Origin of the sequence: Candidatus Methylolitoribacter marinus, from assembly GCF_051853155.1 — a bacterium.
Classification (GTDB): Bacteria; Pseudomonadota; Gammaproteobacteria; order Burkholderiales; family Methylophilaceae; genus BACL14.
Map to the genome: position 1 here is coordinate 1,165,800 of NZ_CP124221.1, position 15,422 is coordinate 1,181,221.

The 15,422-nt window shown below is 31.2% G+C and carries 17 protein-coding genes; 12 read left to right on the forward strand and 5 right to left on the reverse strand.

The window, feature by feature from the left end; genetic code table 11:
• The first annotated feature begins 44 nt into the window (after window positions 1-44).
• Window positions 45-650: a DnaA ATPase domain-containing protein gene (locus QFA95_RS06285; RefSeq protein WP_486462670.1), complete on the forward strand. Its 606-nt coding sequence runs from the start codon at window positions 45-47 to the stop codon at window positions 648-650.
• On the opposite strand, the gene ahpF is transcribed toward QFA95_RS06285, so the two are convergent.
• The 3 genes from ahpF to QFA95_RS06300 all read right to left on the reverse strand — a co-directional run bounded on the left by ahpF (window position 651) and on the right by QFA95_RS06300 (window position 4,361).
• Window positions 651-2,207 carry an alkyl hydroperoxide reductase subunit F gene (ahpF, locus tag QFA95_RS06290; protein ID WP_486462671.1) on the reverse strand — a complete coding sequence of 519 codons (1,557 nt, stop codon included), beginning with the start codon at window positions 2,205-2,207 and terminating at the stop codon, window positions 651-653.
• 57 nt (window positions 2,208-2,264) lie between these two features.
• Complete coding sequence (ahpC, locus tag QFA95_RS06295; protein ID WP_486462672.1) at window positions 2,265-2,831, reverse strand: alkyl hydroperoxide reductase subunit C; 567 nt, start codon at window positions 2,829-2,831, stop codon at window positions 2,265-2,267.
• Between the two features lie 105 nt (window positions 2,832-2,936).
• Entirely contained in the window at window positions 2,937-4,361 is a 1,425-nt protein-coding gene (locus QFA95_RS06300; protein ID WP_486462673.1) for a beta-barrel assembly-enhancing protease, read from the reverse strand.
• 26 nt (window positions 4,362-4,387) lie between these two features.
• Between QFA95_RS06300 and moaC the strand changes: the two genes are divergently transcribed.
• Window positions 4,388-4,864 carry a cyclic pyranopterin monophosphate synthase MoaC gene (gene moaC, locus QFA95_RS06305; RefSeq protein ID WP_486462674.1) on the forward strand — a complete coding sequence of 159 codons (477 nt, stop codon included), beginning with the start codon at window positions 4,388-4,390 and terminating at the stop codon, window positions 4,862-4,864.
• On the opposite strand, the gene QFA95_RS06310 is transcribed toward moaC, so the two are convergent.
• On the reverse strand, window positions 4,856-5,845 hold the full coding sequence (locus tag QFA95_RS06310; protein WP_486462675.1) for an NAD(P)/FAD-dependent oxidoreductase: 990 nt from the start codon (window positions 5,843-5,845) through the stop codon (window positions 4,856-4,858). The two genes, moaC and QFA95_RS06310, sit on opposite strands and share 9 nt — an antisense overlap.
• The gene (locus tag QFA95_RS06315; protein WP_486462676.1) at window positions 5,835-7,805 is read right to left on the reverse strand and encodes a cation:proton antiporter domain-containing protein; all 1,971 of its coding nucleotides are present in this window, start codon (window positions 7,803-7,805) and stop codon (window positions 5,835-5,837) included. Before QFA95_RS06315 ends, QFA95_RS06310 begins: the two co-directional genes overlap by 11 nt.
• A 47-nt stretch (window positions 7,806-7,852) precedes the next feature.
• Between QFA95_RS06315 and QFA95_RS06320 the strand changes: the two genes are divergently transcribed.
• Genes QFA95_RS06320 through ptsP form a run of 10 tightly spaced genes read left to right on the forward strand, consistent with a single transcriptional unit; the run spans window position 7,853 to window position 15,418 of the window.
• The gene (locus QFA95_RS06320) at window positions 7,853-8,824 is read left to right on the forward strand and encodes a KpsF/GutQ family sugar-phosphate isomerase (RefSeq protein ID WP_486462677.1); all 972 of its coding nucleotides are present in this window, start codon (window positions 7,853-7,855) and stop codon (window positions 8,822-8,824) included.
• Window positions 8,825-8,827: 3 nt separating this feature from the next.
• Window positions 8,828-9,394 carry an LPS export ABC transporter periplasmic protein LptC gene (gene lptC / locus QFA95_RS06325; RefSeq protein WP_486462678.1) on the forward strand — a complete coding sequence of 189 codons (567 nt, stop codon included), beginning with the start codon at window positions 8,828-8,830 and terminating at the stop codon, window positions 9,392-9,394.
• The gene (lptA, locus tag QFA95_RS06330; RefSeq protein WP_486462679.1) at window positions 9,384-9,893 is read left to right on the forward strand and encodes a lipopolysaccharide transport periplasmic protein LptA; all 510 of its coding nucleotides are present in this window, start codon (window positions 9,384-9,386) and stop codon (window positions 9,891-9,893) included. The genes lptC and lptA overlap by 11 nt, the downstream gene beginning before the upstream one ends.
• Window position 9,894: 1 nt before the next feature.
• Window positions 9,895-10,617 carry an LPS export ABC transporter ATP-binding protein gene (gene lptB / locus QFA95_RS06335; RefSeq protein WP_486462680.1) on the forward strand — a complete coding sequence of 241 codons (723 nt, stop codon included), beginning with the start codon at window positions 9,895-9,897 and terminating at the stop codon, window positions 10,615-10,617.
• 6 nt (window positions 10,618-10,623) lie between these two features.
• Complete coding sequence (gene rpoN / locus QFA95_RS06340) at window positions 10,624-11,892, forward strand: RNA polymerase factor sigma-54 (RefSeq protein WP_486462681.1); 1,269 nt, start codon at window positions 10,624-10,626, stop codon at window positions 11,890-11,892.
• 4 nt (window positions 11,893-11,896) lie between these two features.
• Window positions 11,897-12,220, forward strand: coding sequence for a ribosome hibernation-promoting factor, HPF/YfiA family (gene hpf / locus QFA95_RS06345; RefSeq protein WP_486462682.1), 324 nt, complete (start codon window positions 11,897-11,899; stop codon window positions 12,218-12,220).
• 3 nt (window positions 12,221-12,223) lie between these two features.
• Window positions 12,224-13,066 carry an RNase adapter RapZ gene (rapZ, locus tag QFA95_RS06350; protein WP_486462683.1) on the forward strand — a complete coding sequence of 281 codons (843 nt, stop codon included), beginning with the start codon at window positions 12,224-12,226 and terminating at the stop codon, window positions 13,064-13,066.
• Window positions 13,059-13,439 carry a PTS sugar transporter subunit IIA gene (locus QFA95_RS06355; RefSeq protein ID WP_486462684.1) on the forward strand — a complete coding sequence of 127 codons (381 nt, stop codon included), beginning with the start codon at window positions 13,059-13,061 and terminating at the stop codon, window positions 13,437-13,439. Before rapZ ends, QFA95_RS06355 begins: the two co-directional genes overlap by 8 nt.
• Window positions 13,436-13,705 (forward strand): HPr family phosphocarrier protein, encoded by a 270-nt coding sequence (locus QFA95_RS06360; protein ID WP_486462685.1) that lies wholly within the window; start codon window positions 13,436-13,438, stop codon window positions 13,703-13,705. Before QFA95_RS06355 ends, QFA95_RS06360 begins: the two co-directional genes overlap by 4 nt.
• On the forward strand, window positions 13,706-15,418 hold the full coding sequence (ptsP, locus tag QFA95_RS06365) for a phosphoenolpyruvate--protein phosphotransferase (protein ID WP_486462686.1): 1,713 nt from the start codon (window positions 13,706-13,708) through the stop codon (window positions 15,416-15,418). It begins immediately after the preceding gene.
• The last annotated feature ends 4 nt before the right edge of the window (window positions 15,419-15,422 follow it).

Sequence of the window (15,422 nt, forward strand, 5' to 3'; positions counted from 1 at the left end):
TAATATTAAATTTTAACTCATTTTTATTTACCAAGATATATATCATGGATCAATTATTACTCAACATTCTTCCCGTTCCACAAAAAAATTTTGAAAATTTTGTTGCTGGAAAAAATATTGAAATAGTTTCTACCCTTCAAGCGTTTAATAATGATTCAGAATCAACGCAGCTTATTTTTTTATGGGGTTGTGCAGGGTCGGGGAAAAGTCATTTAATAAATTCATTAACTAATAATAATATTGAGAAAGTTGAAGATATACAAAACTTTAATCATGATCAGAATAGGAATCTTTTCATGTTAATTAATGACATTAAATCACAAAATAAAAAACTTATTATTACTTGTGATCGATCTCCAGACGAGCTAGTTGGCATTGATGAGGATTTACATAGCCGATTAAAATGGGGTTTGGTTCTCAATTTATCTCCCCTTACAGATGAAGATAAGTATCAAATCATAAAAATAAAATCACAAGAAAATGGCTACCACATTGAGGATAAAGTAATCAATTACTGCCTACGTCACCTCAGACGAGATCTTCACACTTTAATTAGCACATTTCAAGCCCTTGATGAGTGGTCCCTAAAATCCAAAAGGGCCATCACGATCAATCTTATAAAAGACTTGCAAAGAAATAATATAATTTGATTAGTTTCTAATTAGATAGTCAAAGGCCCCCAGAGCAGCTTTTGATCCTTCACCCATGGCAATGATAATTTGTTTGTATGGAACTGTCGTTACATCACCTGCAGCAAAAATCCCTGGAACAGATGTTTCACCATGGTCATTGACCTCTATTTCGCCATACTGAGTTAATTTAATATCTTCTTTTAACCAATCTGTGTTTGGTATCAAACCAATTTGAATAAAAACCCCCTCAAGAGCAAGATCTTTCTCTTCCTGAGTGTCGCGATTCGTATATTTAATTGCTGTGACTTTTGTATCACCAAGGATTTCTTTAGTCTGGGTATTTAGCATCACATCAACATTTTTCAATGAATATAATCGATCCTGTAATACTTGATCTGCTTTTAAATTAGGCATAAATTCAAATAAAGTTACATGTCCGACAATACCAGCCAAATCAATTGCCGCTTCAACACCTGAATTTCCACCGCCTATAACTGCAACATGCTTACCCTTAAATAAAGGGCCGTCACAGTGAGGGCAGTAGGCTACTCCTTTTCCTTTAAATTCTATTTCTCCAGGAACTCCAAGTTCTCTCCATCTTGCACCAGTTGATAAAATCAATGTCTTGGATTTTAATTTAGCTCCATTTGCAAGTTCTAGCTCAAACTTATCCTCTTTGTTTTTTGGAATATGAATTTTTTGGGCTCGTTGATGATTCATGACATCAACTTCGTAATCTAAAACATGTTCTTCAAGGGCCTTCACAAGCTTAGGTCCTTCTGTTGCCTTGACTGAAATAAAGTTTTCAATACCAAGTGTATCCATAACTTGTCCACCAAATCGTTCAGCAACAATCCCTGTTTTAATTCCTTTTCTTGCGGCATAAACTGCTGAAGAAGCACCCGCTGGGCCACCGCCTACGATCAGAACATCAAAGTCTTCTTTCTTATTTAATTTTTCTGATTCAATAGCATCACTTCGAGAATCAATTTTTCCGACAATTTCCTCTAATTCCATTCTTCCTTGATAAAACTCTTCATCATTTAAAAAAATGGTCGGCACAGACATAATTTTTTTATCTTTTACTTCATCTTGATAAACGTCGCCATCAATCATCGTATGGGTTATATTTGGATTGAGAAGAGACATCACATTTAAGGCCTGAACAACATCAGGGCAATTATGACAACTTAAAGAAATATAGGTCTCAAATTTATATGAGCCGTTTATTGATTTAATTTGTTCAATTAACTCTTTTTCAATTTTCAAAGGATAGCCGCCTGTTTGCAAAATGGCTAAAATGAATGATGTGAATTCATGTCCCATAGGAACGCCTGCAAAAACTATACCTGTTTTATAGTCTGGCTGATTAACCTGAAATGAAGGACTTCTATGAGAAGAGTCATCTCCTTTTTTGATAGTAATCATTGCAGACATAGCATCTACTTCAGTCAATAGATCAACCATTTCAACAGACTTATCACTGTCGTTTTCAAAATATACAATCTCAATAGGGCTTATAATCTTAGCCAAGTAAGTTGATAATTGATTTTTTATATTTTGATCTAAAGCCATAATTTTCCTTTAAAAAATTGAAAAAGGGACTTGGCATTAACCAAATCCCTAATTACATTAAATCTTACCTACCAGATCAAGCGATGGCTCAAGTGTTTCAGCGCCTGGTTTCCAGGATGCTGGGCAAACTTGACCAGGATTTGCAGCAATGTGCTGAGCAGCTTGAACTTTTCTTACAAGATCAGCAGCTGAACGACCAATACCTAAATCATTTACCTCAGCTGTTTTAATCATACCTTCGGGATCAATAATAAAAGTCCCTCTTAGAGCAAGTCCTTCTTCTTCGATCATCACGTCAAAGTTTCTTGAAATCGCGCCTGTTGGATCACCTAACATTGGATATGTAATTTTTTTAATGGTTTCTGACGCATCATGCCATGCTTTGTGAGTAAAGTGAGTATCAGTCGACACACTGTACACTTCGACACCCATCTTCTGTAGCTCTTCATAATGATCGGCTACATCACCTAGTTCAGTAGGGCAAACAAATGTAAAATCAGCTGGATAAAACACGAAAACGTTCCACTTACCTTTTAATTTTTCTTCTGTTACTTCAACAAATTTACCATTATGAAATGCTTGGGCTTTAAATGGTTTTACTTGTGTATTAATTAATGAAGACATACAAATTCTCCTAATAAAATGAATTGAATCTGTATTCTAGGTAATTATTAAAGATATGTATAATTAATTATTGTTATATTTTTGATAAGTAAAACTTATTGATAATTATTTCTTTCTCCCCTCTTCTAACATTAGCTGTTCTGATTGAAGTTGTTTTAATCTCGATTCTACTCGTGACTTCGCGTAAAAATCATTACTTCGTATGTTTTTTGCAATACCAAATTGAACAATTGCATCTTTTAAATTGTATTGGTAATAAAAATATTCACCCATATTTTCATGATACTCAATATCCTTATTTAACCCTTTGTAAGCTTTCGCCAATAGTTTATATAAATTAGGGTCGGACCTATATTTAAGAATATATTGCATAATTGTCTCTTGTACTTCAGCATAATTACCCAACGACAAATTAACTTCTGCCAAACGATAAACATATGCTCTATAGAAAGGGTGTTTTATTAATAACTTTTCAAGTTCTTGCTTAGCCTCTTCGACCTTATTTTTTTGCAATAATATATCAATCTTTAAATTATCAACCAGAGGATTTTTTTCTTTTTGTAAATCTACATATATCTTTTCTGCATCATTAATATTTTTATTTTTTAGATATGCAAGAGCCAGGGCATATTGCTCTCCCTCTAAATTAACATAAGTTTTATTTTTTATATTTTTTTCAAAAATTTTTATATTATTATCATTAGAGTAAAGAGCGCGAATTTTTCCACGGATAAAATGAAAATAATTACTATTATTTACATACCGATAAGGATAATCCTTTAAACGATCACTTATATCTGAAATACGATCAGAAGTTATTGGATGCGTTCGCAAGTATGATGGGGCTGATGATGAATACCTACTTCCCTTTTGAAGTGTATTGAAGAAATCAATTGCAGAACCTACGTTATATCCTGACTTATACAAGATATCGATACCAATTCGATCTGCTTCTTGCTCATGCTCTCTTGTATAATCTAAAAAGTTTTGTACGTTCATTGCTTGTGATGCCATCATCGCTCCTGCTGCAGCCTGAGGGTTTGATCTGGCAGCTAAAAGGCCTAATGCAAGTAGAAAAATACTTTTATACTTATCCCTGTCCTGTTTAGCAATCACTCTTTGCAAATGCTTTTGTGTAACGTGAGCAATTTCGTGACCAAGGACACTTGCTATTTCAGATTCGTTATCTGCGCTAATAAATAAACCTGTATGAACACCAATTAAGCCGCCCAGCATTGCAAAAGCATTGATAGAGTCATCTTTTAATACAAAAAAAGTGAAGTCTCTTTGAGGGGTATCACTGTGAGAAACTAATTTATCCCCGAGGTAGTTTAGATAATCATTTATTTCTTCATCCTGAACTACATCTGGACTAGAATGAACTTGATATAATATTTCCCTAGCAATCATTTTTTCTTGATATGGAGGTATAAATTGATCACTAAACTCACCAAGATCGGGTAAATTGTTAGCCCATGACAGGTGACTAATTATTAAAAAAATTATAAAAAAATTCTTGGAAAATTTCATACGATACTCTATAAGGAGCTTACTAAATGCTAACTCATTTAGATACAAATGGAAATGCAACTATGGTTGATATTTCAAATAAAAAGACAACAACGCGAACCGCATTAGCCTCTGGTGTTATTCATATTACACCTGAAATCTTAGAGGCAATTAAAAAAGATTCTATAAAAAAGGGAAATGTTTTTACGGTAGCTAAAATAGCTGGAATAAATTCCGCAAAAATGACTGAAGCCATAATTCCTTTATGTCATCAAATCTCATTAGATTTCATTGATATCCATTTTCAACTTGATGAGAAAAATTTAACTATCACTGCATCAGCCTCTGTAAAAACATCTCATAAAACTGGAGTTGAGATGGAAGCTTTGGTAGCAGTGAATGGATCATTAATTACGATTTATGATATGTGTAAAGGTATTTCTAAGGATATGCAAATTACGGATATTAAGTTATTAAAAAAAACAGGCGGAAAGTCTGGTGATTGGGATAGTTCATCAAAATAAACTAATTAATTTATTTACTGAAGCTGGAGCCATTGAAATTCCATACCTATAATGGCCAACGTTATAAAATTTTTCTTTTATTTTTTTATCTTGAACAATGATAGGTATATTATCCTTTGAGCCTGGTCTGAATCCACACCAATGATTGATAATATCTAACTCTCGCAATTCTGGAATAATTTTCTCAGCGTTATTCTTGAGCTGTTCTAAATCTTGATTAGTTAAATTATCATCAAAACCCACATTTTCTAATGTGCTTCCTGCGATTAAGGATCCATTTTTTCTTTGTAAAAGATAAAAGCCGTCTTTGAATAAAATGTGTTCAAGCTTAATATCATTAGAACTTTTATATTCAATAAGCTGGCCTCTAACTGGGTATATTTTCTTATGCATACTATGATCCAAATCCTGAGTCCAAGCCCCCGAAGCTAAAATAAACCTATCACCTATTATTTTTTTTCCATTACAGTCAATAAATTCATTATGTAAATCATTGCTAACTAAATTATTTTCACAAATTTCGATATCAAGATAATCTAGATATTTTTGAAGGCCTAAAATTAATTTTTTTGGATTAATCTGATACACATCATCTATGGTGATTGCATTAAATGATCTAAATTTTTCTGATGAAAAAGACAATTTATTCTTTTTTAACCATAATTCTATATCTTGCAGATCATCAAGGATAACCGTCATGCCTGATCTAATATATTCGATATCAATTCCAAATTGAGAGTTAAGTATTTCACTCAATTCTAAATAGTATGTTTTAGATTTATCAATTAAATCAAAAACCTCAGATGAATAATTATTTGGAAGAAGTGGAAATAAGATACCAGCACCATAAATTGATGACCCTGAACCAATTGTATCTCTCTCATAAATGGTTACATGGTGACCTAATTTATTTAATTCGATTGCTTGAATACAACCAATAATTCCACCGCCAATGATGTTGATTTTCAAATTATTTTCCATTTAAAGAATAATTTTCAAATAACCTTATTTCTTCAAAATGGCCTAAAACAACAACAACATCACCTGTATTTAATCTTAAATCATCTCTAGGCTCTATATCTTCAAGCATGTTGGGTCTTCTTATATGATGAATAGTGACCCCATATTCTTCAAATGAAATATCGGATAATAATTTACCATTAAGAAAACTTTTACTCTTAATCTCAATTGAATGAAGCTGATGATGGTTTATTAAGTCATCTGTTTCATCAGAAACGCCCTTGAAATAACCCTTAAAAATTTTATATTTTGATTCGCGAAATTCTCTAATTTTTTTTATCACTCTCGACAAAGGGACATCAAAAATTACTAACGCATGTGATGCTAGCATCAGGCTCCCTTCAAGCACTTCTGGAACAACCTCATTGGCACCAGCAGCTCTTATTTTTTCTATACCGCTTTCATCCATTGTTCTTACAATCACAGGGATATCTTTATTGTAACTTCTGACAACAGTTAAAACTTTTTCAGAAGCTCTGTCATCTGCGTAGGTCACAATCAACCCTTTAGCGCTGTCAATGCCAGCAGCTTTGAGGACCTCTAACCTACTTACATCTCCATAGACCACACTTTCTCCAGCAATCGCAGCATCATTTACTCTTGACATGTCGATATCAACAGCGATATAAGGAATATTTTCCTCAGCAAGAAATCTTGATAAGTATTGACCGCTTCTACCAAAGCCACACAAAATTACATGATCATTAAATTTTTGACTAAGCTCTTTAATATTATTTATATTTTCTTGACTATTTTTTAAGTAAGATTTAGATAATTTTCTGGCGATTCTTCCGTTAAATTGAATAATAAAAGGTGCGATTAACATTGAAAGCAAAGCAACTGCAAGAACTAATTGAGAGACATAATCATTTAGTATTTTCTCTTGTTGAGCCAAAGCCAAAATAACAAAACTAAATTCGCCAGCATGGGCCAAAATCACTCCAGTTCTTATTCCGACTCCTGTTTCGTAACCAAAAATTTTAATTAAACCTGCAATAAGCAGTGATTTAAATAGAATAAGAATGATTAAAAAACATAAGATCAAAAAAATATTTGAAAAAAGCAGACTTAAATTAAGCATCATGCCAATAGTGATGAAAAACAATCCTAACAAAATATCTCTGAATGGAGCGATATCTGATTCAACCTGAAATCTATAATGTGTTTCTGAAATCAACATGCCGGCCACAAAAGCACCTAATGCGAAGGAAAGTCCAAAAAAATCAGTTACATAAGCAAATATTAGAGTAACCATTAGAACGTTCAAAACAAAAAGTTCGCTTGATTTTTGCCTTGCAATAATTCCAAACCACCAATTAAGAATAGGTTTACCGACCCAGAACACAATAACAAATAGTGCTGTTGCTTTGAGTAAAACATTAGAAAATGATTGAAATAAATCAAAATTTGGATTGGAAAGTGTTGAGATCAAAATTAAAATTGGTATAACAGCTAAGTCTTGGAATAATAAAATTCCTATGGATAATTTTCCATGCCTGGTATTTAAATCTAATCTCTCCATTAAAATTTTTGAAACTATTGCAGTTGAAGACATTGTTACGGCTGCTCCCACAACAAACCCATCAACAAAACTCAATCCAACAAACATTGCTAGCATGGTTGATATTAAAAGCGTAATTCCAACTTGTGTTAAACCTACTCCAAAAAGAATCTTTCTCATCGAGTTTAATGTGGGCAAACTAAACTCAAGACCAATAGTAAACATTAAGAAGACGATACCAAATTCCACTAGGTGTCTGTTGGATTCAGAATCAGCTAAAACAGAGAATCCACTAGGTCCTAAAATAAGACCGACCAGAAAGTAGGCGATCATGGGCGGAAGCTTTGCATTTCGTAAAAGAGCAACTAGCCCAACAGAACAGAATAAAAGAAGAATAATTAATTCGAGTGATGAATACATTTAATAAATTTATATTTAAGATTTAATTAACTATAATAAAGATTATTATGAACGATATTAAAAAAATTATCGCCGACTCGGCAAAAAAAGTTTTAGAAATAGAATCAATAGAAATCCATAAGGCTCAACAATTTATTGATGAAAATTTTGCAGACATAATTATTAAACTTAGCAAATGCGCTGGCCGAATCATTTTAAGTGGAATGGGTAAATCGGGTCATATTGCAGGCAAAATAGCCTCGACTTTATCCAGCACTGGATCCCCTGCTTTTTTTATGCACCCAGGTGAAGCAAGCCATGGTGATTTAGGCATGATAACTAATGAAGATATTGTTATTTTTCTATCAAACTCTGGTGAAAGCATTGAAATTTATAACTTAATTCCGAGTATAAAAAGAATTGGGGCATCAATAGTTGCTATAACAAGTAACGAAAAATCTGAAATTGCTCAATATGCTGATCACCATATTTCTTCAAAAGTCTCAACAGAAGCATGTCCTTTAGGTTTAGCTCCTACAGCAAGTTCAGCATTAATGTTAGCCATAGGCGATGCCATCGCTATTTCCTTATACCAATTAAAGGGTTTTACAGCTGAAGATTTTTTAAAATCACATCCTGGTGGTGCTTTGGGAAAAAATAAATTTATAAAAATTAAAGAAGTTATGAGAAGTATCAATGAAGTTCCTCTTGTGAAACCCAAAGATAGTCTTAAGCAGACTATTAAATTAATTACAGAAAAAAAAGTAGGCTATGCCATTGTTGCTGAAGAATTAAAATATGTAGGTATTTTTACTGACGGCGATCTAAGAAGATCACTTCTAAATGAAGCATCTATTTTAGATGAAATATCAAAATGGATGAGTACAAATCCCTTTTTTATTCATGAAGATAATTTAGCAACATCTGCAGCAGAGCTAATGGAAAAAAATAAAATATCAAGTTTAGTTGTTGTTGATTACAAGGATGAGCTTGTAGGTGTAATTAATTTCCAAGATTTATTGATAAACAAAGTAATATAAACAATGAGTAAATATTCAGTTTTTTTTACAACAACTTTACTTTTAATAATTTCAGTTATTTCATTTTGGCTCAATAATGAAGTCAAAAAAGAATTAAAGATAGAAGAAAGCAAACTATCTAATAATCCAGATTATTTTTTAAAAAAATTTGTCTCAAAACAAACTGACGAGCATGGAAACTTAAATTTTTCTTTAGAAGCTGAGCTAATGAACTATTACTCATACAATGATGAGTCTATTTTAAAAAAACCAGTTTTTAAAAAATATGAAGAAAAGAAAAAAGTTTTAGATTTGATAAGTAAGAAAGGGGTTATTTTTGAAAATGGTGAAAAAATAAAAATGCTTAATGATGCACAGATGATCAGGCATGAAACCAAATCAAAAAAGGTAATGAAATTATTATCTGATGAAATCACAATTATTCCCGATCAAGAAATTTTATCTTCAGATCAGAAAATTAAAATTATTCAGGAACCAAATATCGAGATTGACGGAATAGGTTTTAACTATAATAAAAAAACTGGGCTCATCAAAATCTTTGATTCAGTGAAAGTGCATTATGACAAATAAATTTATTTACATACTATTATTTATACCCCTCTTCTCTTTTGCTGAAAAATCTGACAAAGATCAACCAATTATTATTGATTCAGATGAATTGATGATTGATGACTCAAAAAATATTAGCACCTATTCCGGAGATGTAATTTTACAACAAGGAACATTAGTAATTCGTGGTGATAAATTGATCATTAGGGAAGATAAACAAGGGTTCCAACACTCCACCTCCGAAGGAAAACCCACAACCTTTAAACAAAAAATGGAGGGAAGTGATGATTATATTGAAGGGCAAGCATTAAAGATTGAGTATGATGGCAATATGGATAAGATACATTTGTATAGCAAAGCACGAGTTAAAAAAGGAAATGATTTAGTCATTGGCGACTATATTATGTACGATGCAAGTTCAGAATTTGCACAAGCAATGTCAGGCAACACAAAATCAAAAAACGGAGAAGAAGTAAAAAAGGGAAGAACAAGAGCCATTATTCGACCTGACAAGAAATAAAATGACGACATTAAGAATACAAAATATAAAAAAAAGTTATAAAAATAAAAACGTTGTCCAAGATATTTCCTTAGAGATATCGAGTGGTGAAATTATCGGTCTATTAGGGCCAAATGGAGCTGGAAAAACTACATCTTTTTATATGATTGTTGGTTTGATTCAACCTGAGCATGGATCTATATTGGTTGATAATACTGATATAACAAAAAAACCAATTCATGTTCGCTCACAACTTGGTCTTGCTTATCTGCCTCAAGAGCCGTCCATTTTTAGAAAAATGAATGTTGAAGAGAATATTATCTCTATTTTGGAGTTAAGAAGATTAAATAAAAATGATATGAAAACTAAACTTGATCTGCTTCTCAATGAGCTTGGAATAGAGCATATAAGAAAAAATACCGCTATCTCCCTATCTGGTGGAGAAAGAAGAAGGGTTGAGATTGCCAGGTGTCTTGCAACAAACCCAAAATTTATTCTGCTTGATGAACCATTTGCTGGCATTGATCCAATTGCAGTCTTAGATATACAAAAAATAATTAGATTTTTATCTTCACGGGGTATTGGAATTCTTATTACAGACCATAGTGTGCGTGAAACACTCGGTATATGTAATAGAGCCTACATTGTTAATCAAGGTAAAATTTTTACTTCAGGCACCCCTAATGAAATCGTAGAAAATGAGAACGTAAAAAATATTTATTTAGGCCAAGACTTCTCTTTATAAAAAAATATGGCTTTAAGCGCACATTTAACACTCAAAAATTCACTTAAATTATCCCCGAATATTGAACAATCAGTCACTTTATTAAAATCAAATGAAATTGAAATTGAATTATTGATTTATGATTTTCTATCCAAAAATCCATATTTACACTTAGATGATTCAGAAAAAATTAATCTAAATTATTCCGCACGCTCTATAGAAAATAATGAAGAAAACATTTCAGAAAAAAGTATTTATGGCCTTAGTCTTAAGGATTATTTATTAAATAATTTATTTGATTTAGGCCTTGATTATGAAGATGAGTTATTAGCACGATTAATAATAGATTATATTGATGACAATGGATATTTGACAAAAGACTATGAGTTTTTTATGACAGAACTAGCACTAGATACTATTCAAGCTAATAAAAAAATTGAAAGTATAATCCTAAAGTTAAATAATATTTCCTCTCCAGGGATTGGTGCAAGAAATTTACAAGAATGTCTAAAACTTCAATTAGACCAATTTATTCAAAATCAAATTGTTTTACATTCAAAAAAAATTATTGAAAATCATCTGGTTGAACTAGCCAATAAAAACTTTAAAAAAATAGCAAAAGATTTTAAATGTTCTGTTAACCATATTCTTGAATGCAATGAATTCATTGTTTCACTCAACCCAAAACCTGGACTTGCCTACCTTTCCTCTGATACTTCTCAATTTATTACTCCGGATATAATAATAAAAAATAATGGTAATGAATTTAATATTTCATTACAAAATAATTATGAGTCCCTAAAATTATTTAATTTAAAAAAAGAACAAATTAATGATAAAGAAGCATACAATCAAGCAAAATGGTTTATTAAAAATTTAAATTATAGAAAGATAAATATTATTCGAGTAGTCAATTTTATCTTCACACATCATAAAGATTTTTTAAAAGGGAACATTCTGAAGAAACCCTTAAATATAAAGACCGTAGCTAATGAACTACAAATTCATGAATCAACTGTAAGTAGAATTGTAAATAATAAATTCGTTGAAACGCCTCACGGTATTTTTGACTTAAAGTATTTTTTCTTAAATAAAGTAAATAATAATTCTAATAAAACTATTTTAGATAAAATTAGAACTATTATTAAAAATGAAGATAAATTTAAACCTTTTTCTGATTCTGAAATACACTTAACTCTTGGTAAAGAAAATATTACAATTAGTAGAAGAACAATTGCTAAATATCGGGAACAGCTAGGCATACTTCCTGCCTCAAAACGAAAGAAAGGCGCATAAACAAATGGATATCACAATCACTGGACAAAATATTGAAATTACTGATGCACTTGAATTATTAATTCATGAAAAATTTAATAAAATTACAAGGCATTTTGAGAATATAGCTGATGTAAAGTTTATTTTGAAGGTAGAAAATCATAACCATATCGCAGAATGTAAATTACATCTCATGCATAATGAAATCTTCAGTGATGCCTCTGGATCAGATATGTATAAAGTTATAGACGATTTAATCCACAAGATAGATAGGCAAGTTATAAAAATTAAAGAAAAGACTAAAGATCACCATCAATCTGAGGGGTTCATTAGAAAGCATAGCCAATAAATTTTGAATTTATACATCATTACAGGATTGTCTGGAGCAGGAAAAACTAATGCCCTAAGAACTTTTGAGGACAATAACTATTACTGCATTGATAACCTACCCGCTAAACTCTTACCAAACGCAATCAAAGACCTAGAAAATAATCATATTAAATCAGTTGCCATAAGTATTGATAGTCGAACACTTAATATTGAAATGCTTCCAGAAATATTGGAAGAACTCAAACTTTTAAAAATTTCATATAAATTAATATTTTTATCGGCAAGTATTGAACAAATAATCAAACGATTTAATGAATCAAGAAGAAAGCATCCACTTAGTAAAAATCAGACAAGCTTAAGAGAAGCGATTGTTAAAGATCAAGATATATTAAGTTTGATCAAAGATGATTCTGTTCATATTGATACCAGCAACCTAAATCTGACTTCACTTAATATCAAAATAAATAGCCTTATTGATTCAAAACTAGATTTTCATATTCACTTGTCTTCTTTTGCTTATAAAAAATCAATTCCATTAGATAACGATTTCATTTTTGATGTAAGAGAATTACCGAACCCATTTTATAAAGATGAATTTAAAGAACTGACAGGGTTAGATACGCCTTTAATAGAATATTTATCAAAACTTGAGGAGACCAAAGAAATTATCCACGACATCTCATCTTTTTTAAGTCCAAGAATAAAAAAATATGCGCTCCAAGGAAGAAAATATCTTGCAATTGGATTTGGCTGCACCGGAGGAAGACATAGATCAGTTTTCATGACAGAGGAAATTGCAAATATTATAAAAAATACTAATAATGACTTATATGTATCCACTTTTCATCGAGAAATCAATGTTTAAATTTTTATTAATCACTCACGGGAATCTTGGTCAATCTCTTGTTGAGTGTGTTGAAAATAACTTACAAAAAAATTGTCAGAATATTATTGATATTATTTCTTTAAATGCATTAGACATTGATTTTTCTAGAAAAGAGCTTGATACATATGTAAAAAAAAATAAGAATTTCGACATCATAATCCTAACAGACCTCTATGGAGCATCTTCGAGCAACATTGTTAAAAAACATACCTCTTATGAAAATATTTATGCAATATCAGGATTGAATTTGCCAATGTTGATGAAAGCCGTTACATTAAAAACAGATGACATACAAATGATGGTTGATGAAATCATTAAATGTGGCAACAAATCTATTATTAATTTTTTATGATCAAAAAAAATCTTACTATAAAAAATGAATTAGGCCTTCATGCAAGAGCATCAAATAAATTATCAACTGAGGCCACAAAATTTAAATCTAAGATTGAAATTATCTTTAATGATCAAATAATTGATTGTAAAAACATGATGGATATACTTATGTTGTCAATTGGTATTCATGATTCTTTTACAATAAAAATAAGTGGAGTAGACGAGAAAAAAGCACTCGAGTCGATTGAAAAATTAATCAATAATTTATTTGGTGAGGGGAAATAATTGTTAATTGTCTCCGGTATCCCTGTCAGCTCGGGCGTGGCAATTGGTAAAGCTTATATACTAGCTCATGCATTAAATGAAGTAGAGCCTTATCTGATTTCTGAACAAAATATCCTAAATGAAATTAAACGGTTTAATCAAGCTATAAAGCAATTAAAAAGTGAATTATTAAGTTTAAAAAAAGAGTTAAAAAAAAATAGGATGAATGAATTTGGTTCATTTATCGATGTTCAATTAGCCATCATAAATGATCCAAAAATTTCAAAAAACCCACTAGAGATTATAAAAAAGTCAAAGCAAAATGCTGAATGGGCATTAAAAGTTCAAATGGAAGAAATAATCACTAAATTCAATTCTATTGAAAATAGCTATATTCGTGAGAGAAAGAATGATGTTTATCAAGTATGTGAAACTCTGATTAAATATCTAATTGGTCATGAATCTAAGCAATTATCAAATGATAAAAATAGGATTATCGTTGCACATGACATTTCACCTGCAGATGCCCTTAAATTCAAGAATAGCAATAATATTGCTTTTGTTACAGATATTGGGGGGACAACATCTCATACCGCTATTCTTGCCAAAAGTATAAACATACCCTCAGTAGTTGGAACACAAAATGCTAAAAATTTGATCTCAAACGGTGATAATTTAATTGTTGATGGAGACCATGGCTGCGTAATTATTAATCCTACTGATGAAGTCATTAACGAATACAGATTAAAACAAAATTTATATGAACTAGAAAGTAAAAAATTACTTAATCTACAAAAACTCACTTCAAAAACTATTGATAAAGTCCCTGTGAATTTATATGTAAATATTGAAGATACCAATAATATTGAATCTGTAATTTTGAATAATACCAAAGGTGTTGGATTATTTAGAACAGAATTTATATTTATGGATAAACATCGAATGCTTGATGAAAATGAGCAGTTCATAATTTATAAAAATCTAACAAAAGCCCTACCTAACAAGACTATAACTATTAGAACTCTTGATTCAGGCGGTGATAAAGTTATTGAACATATGCCGAATACAAATCAAAATCCAGCTCTTGGACTTAGGGCTATCAGATTTTGTCTAGCAGAGCCAGACGTATTCATTACGCAGATCAAAGCCTTACTAAGGGCCGCACATTATGGTGATATCAGGATATTGATACCTATGCTCAGCTCAGACAACGAACTTAGGCAAGTAAAACTATTAATTCAAAGAGCAAAAGATATTCTCACTTCTGAAAGAAAAAAGTTTAATCCCAAAACATTAGTTGGAGGAATGATTGAAGTACCAGCTGCAGCCATTGATGCGGAAAGTTTTGCAAACCAATTAGACTTTCTTTCTATAGGGACAAATGACTTAATTCAATATACATTAGCCGTAGACAGAACAGATGACGCCGTATCACACCTATATGATTCGTCCCATCCTGCACTTCTGAAGCTAATCAAAGGTGTAATTGACGCTGGAACTAAAGCAGGTATCGAAGTGTCTTTATGTGGTGAGATGGCAGGAGATCCAAAATTAACTAAATTACTTATTGGGCTTGGTCTAACTAACTTTTCAATGCATCCTTCAAGCTTATTAAAAGTAAAAAAAGTAATCTTAGAATCTGAGTTTTCTAAAGTAAAATCGAAAGCTAAGAAAATTCTCAGTACTCACGACAAAATTGAAATTGAAAATTTAATCAATAACCTTAATAATTGAACAA

Excerpts from the sequence above, each read along its gene's own strand:
- QFA95_RS06320 (WP_486462677.1), top strand. The coding sequence starts at position 7,853 with ATGAACGATATTAAAAAAATTATCGCCGACTCGGCAAAAAAAGTTTTA.
- QFA95_RS06285 (WP_486462670.1), top strand. The coding sequence starts at position 45 with ATGGATCAATTATTACTCAACATTCTTCCCGTTCCACAAAAAAATTTT.
- moaC (WP_486462674.1), top strand. The coding sequence starts at position 4,388 with ATGCTAACTCATTTAGATACAAATGGAAATGCAACTATGGTTGATATT.
- lptA (WP_486462679.1), top strand. The coding sequence starts at position 9,384 with ATGACAAATAAATTTATTTACATACTATTATTTATACCCCTCTTCTCT.
- ahpF (WP_486462671.1), bottom strand. The coding sequence starts at position 2,207 with ATGGCTTTAGATCAAAATATAAAAAATCAATTATCAACTTACTTGGCT.
- rpoN (WP_486462681.1), top strand. The coding sequence starts at position 10,624 with ATGGCTTTAAGCGCACATTTAACACTCAAAAATTCACTTAAATTATCC.
- QFA95_RS06355 (WP_486462684.1), top strand. The coding sequence starts at position 13,059 with ATGTTTAAATTTTTATTAATCACTCACGGGAATCTTGGTCAATCTCTT.
- lptB (WP_486462680.1), top strand. The coding sequence starts at position 9,895 with ATGACGACATTAAGAATACAAAATATAAAAAAAAGTTATAAAAATAAA.
- QFA95_RS06300 (WP_486462673.1), bottom strand. The coding sequence starts at position 4,361 with ATGAAATTTTCCAAGAATTTTTTTATAATTTTTTTAATAATTAGTCAC.
- hpf (WP_486462682.1), top strand. The coding sequence starts at position 11,897 with ATGGATATCACAATCACTGGACAAAATATTGAAATTACTGATGCACTT.
- QFA95_RS06315 (WP_486462676.1), bottom strand. The coding sequence starts at position 7,805 with ATGTATTCATCACTCGAATTAATTATTCTTCTTTTATTCTGTTCTGTT.
- QFA95_RS06360 (WP_486462685.1), top strand. The coding sequence starts at position 13,436 with ATGATCAAAAAAAATCTTACTATAAAAAATGAATTAGGCCTTCATGCA.
- QFA95_RS06310 (WP_486462675.1), bottom strand. The coding sequence starts at position 5,845 with ATGGAAAATAATTTGAAAATCAACATCATTGGCGGTGGAATTATTGGT.
- ahpC (WP_486462672.1), bottom strand. The coding sequence starts at position 2,831 with ATGTCTTCATTAATTAATACACAAGTAAAACCATTTAAAGCCCAAGCA.
- lptC (WP_486462678.1), top strand. The coding sequence starts at position 8,828 with ATGAGTAAATATTCAGTTTTTTTTACAACAACTTTACTTTTAATAATT.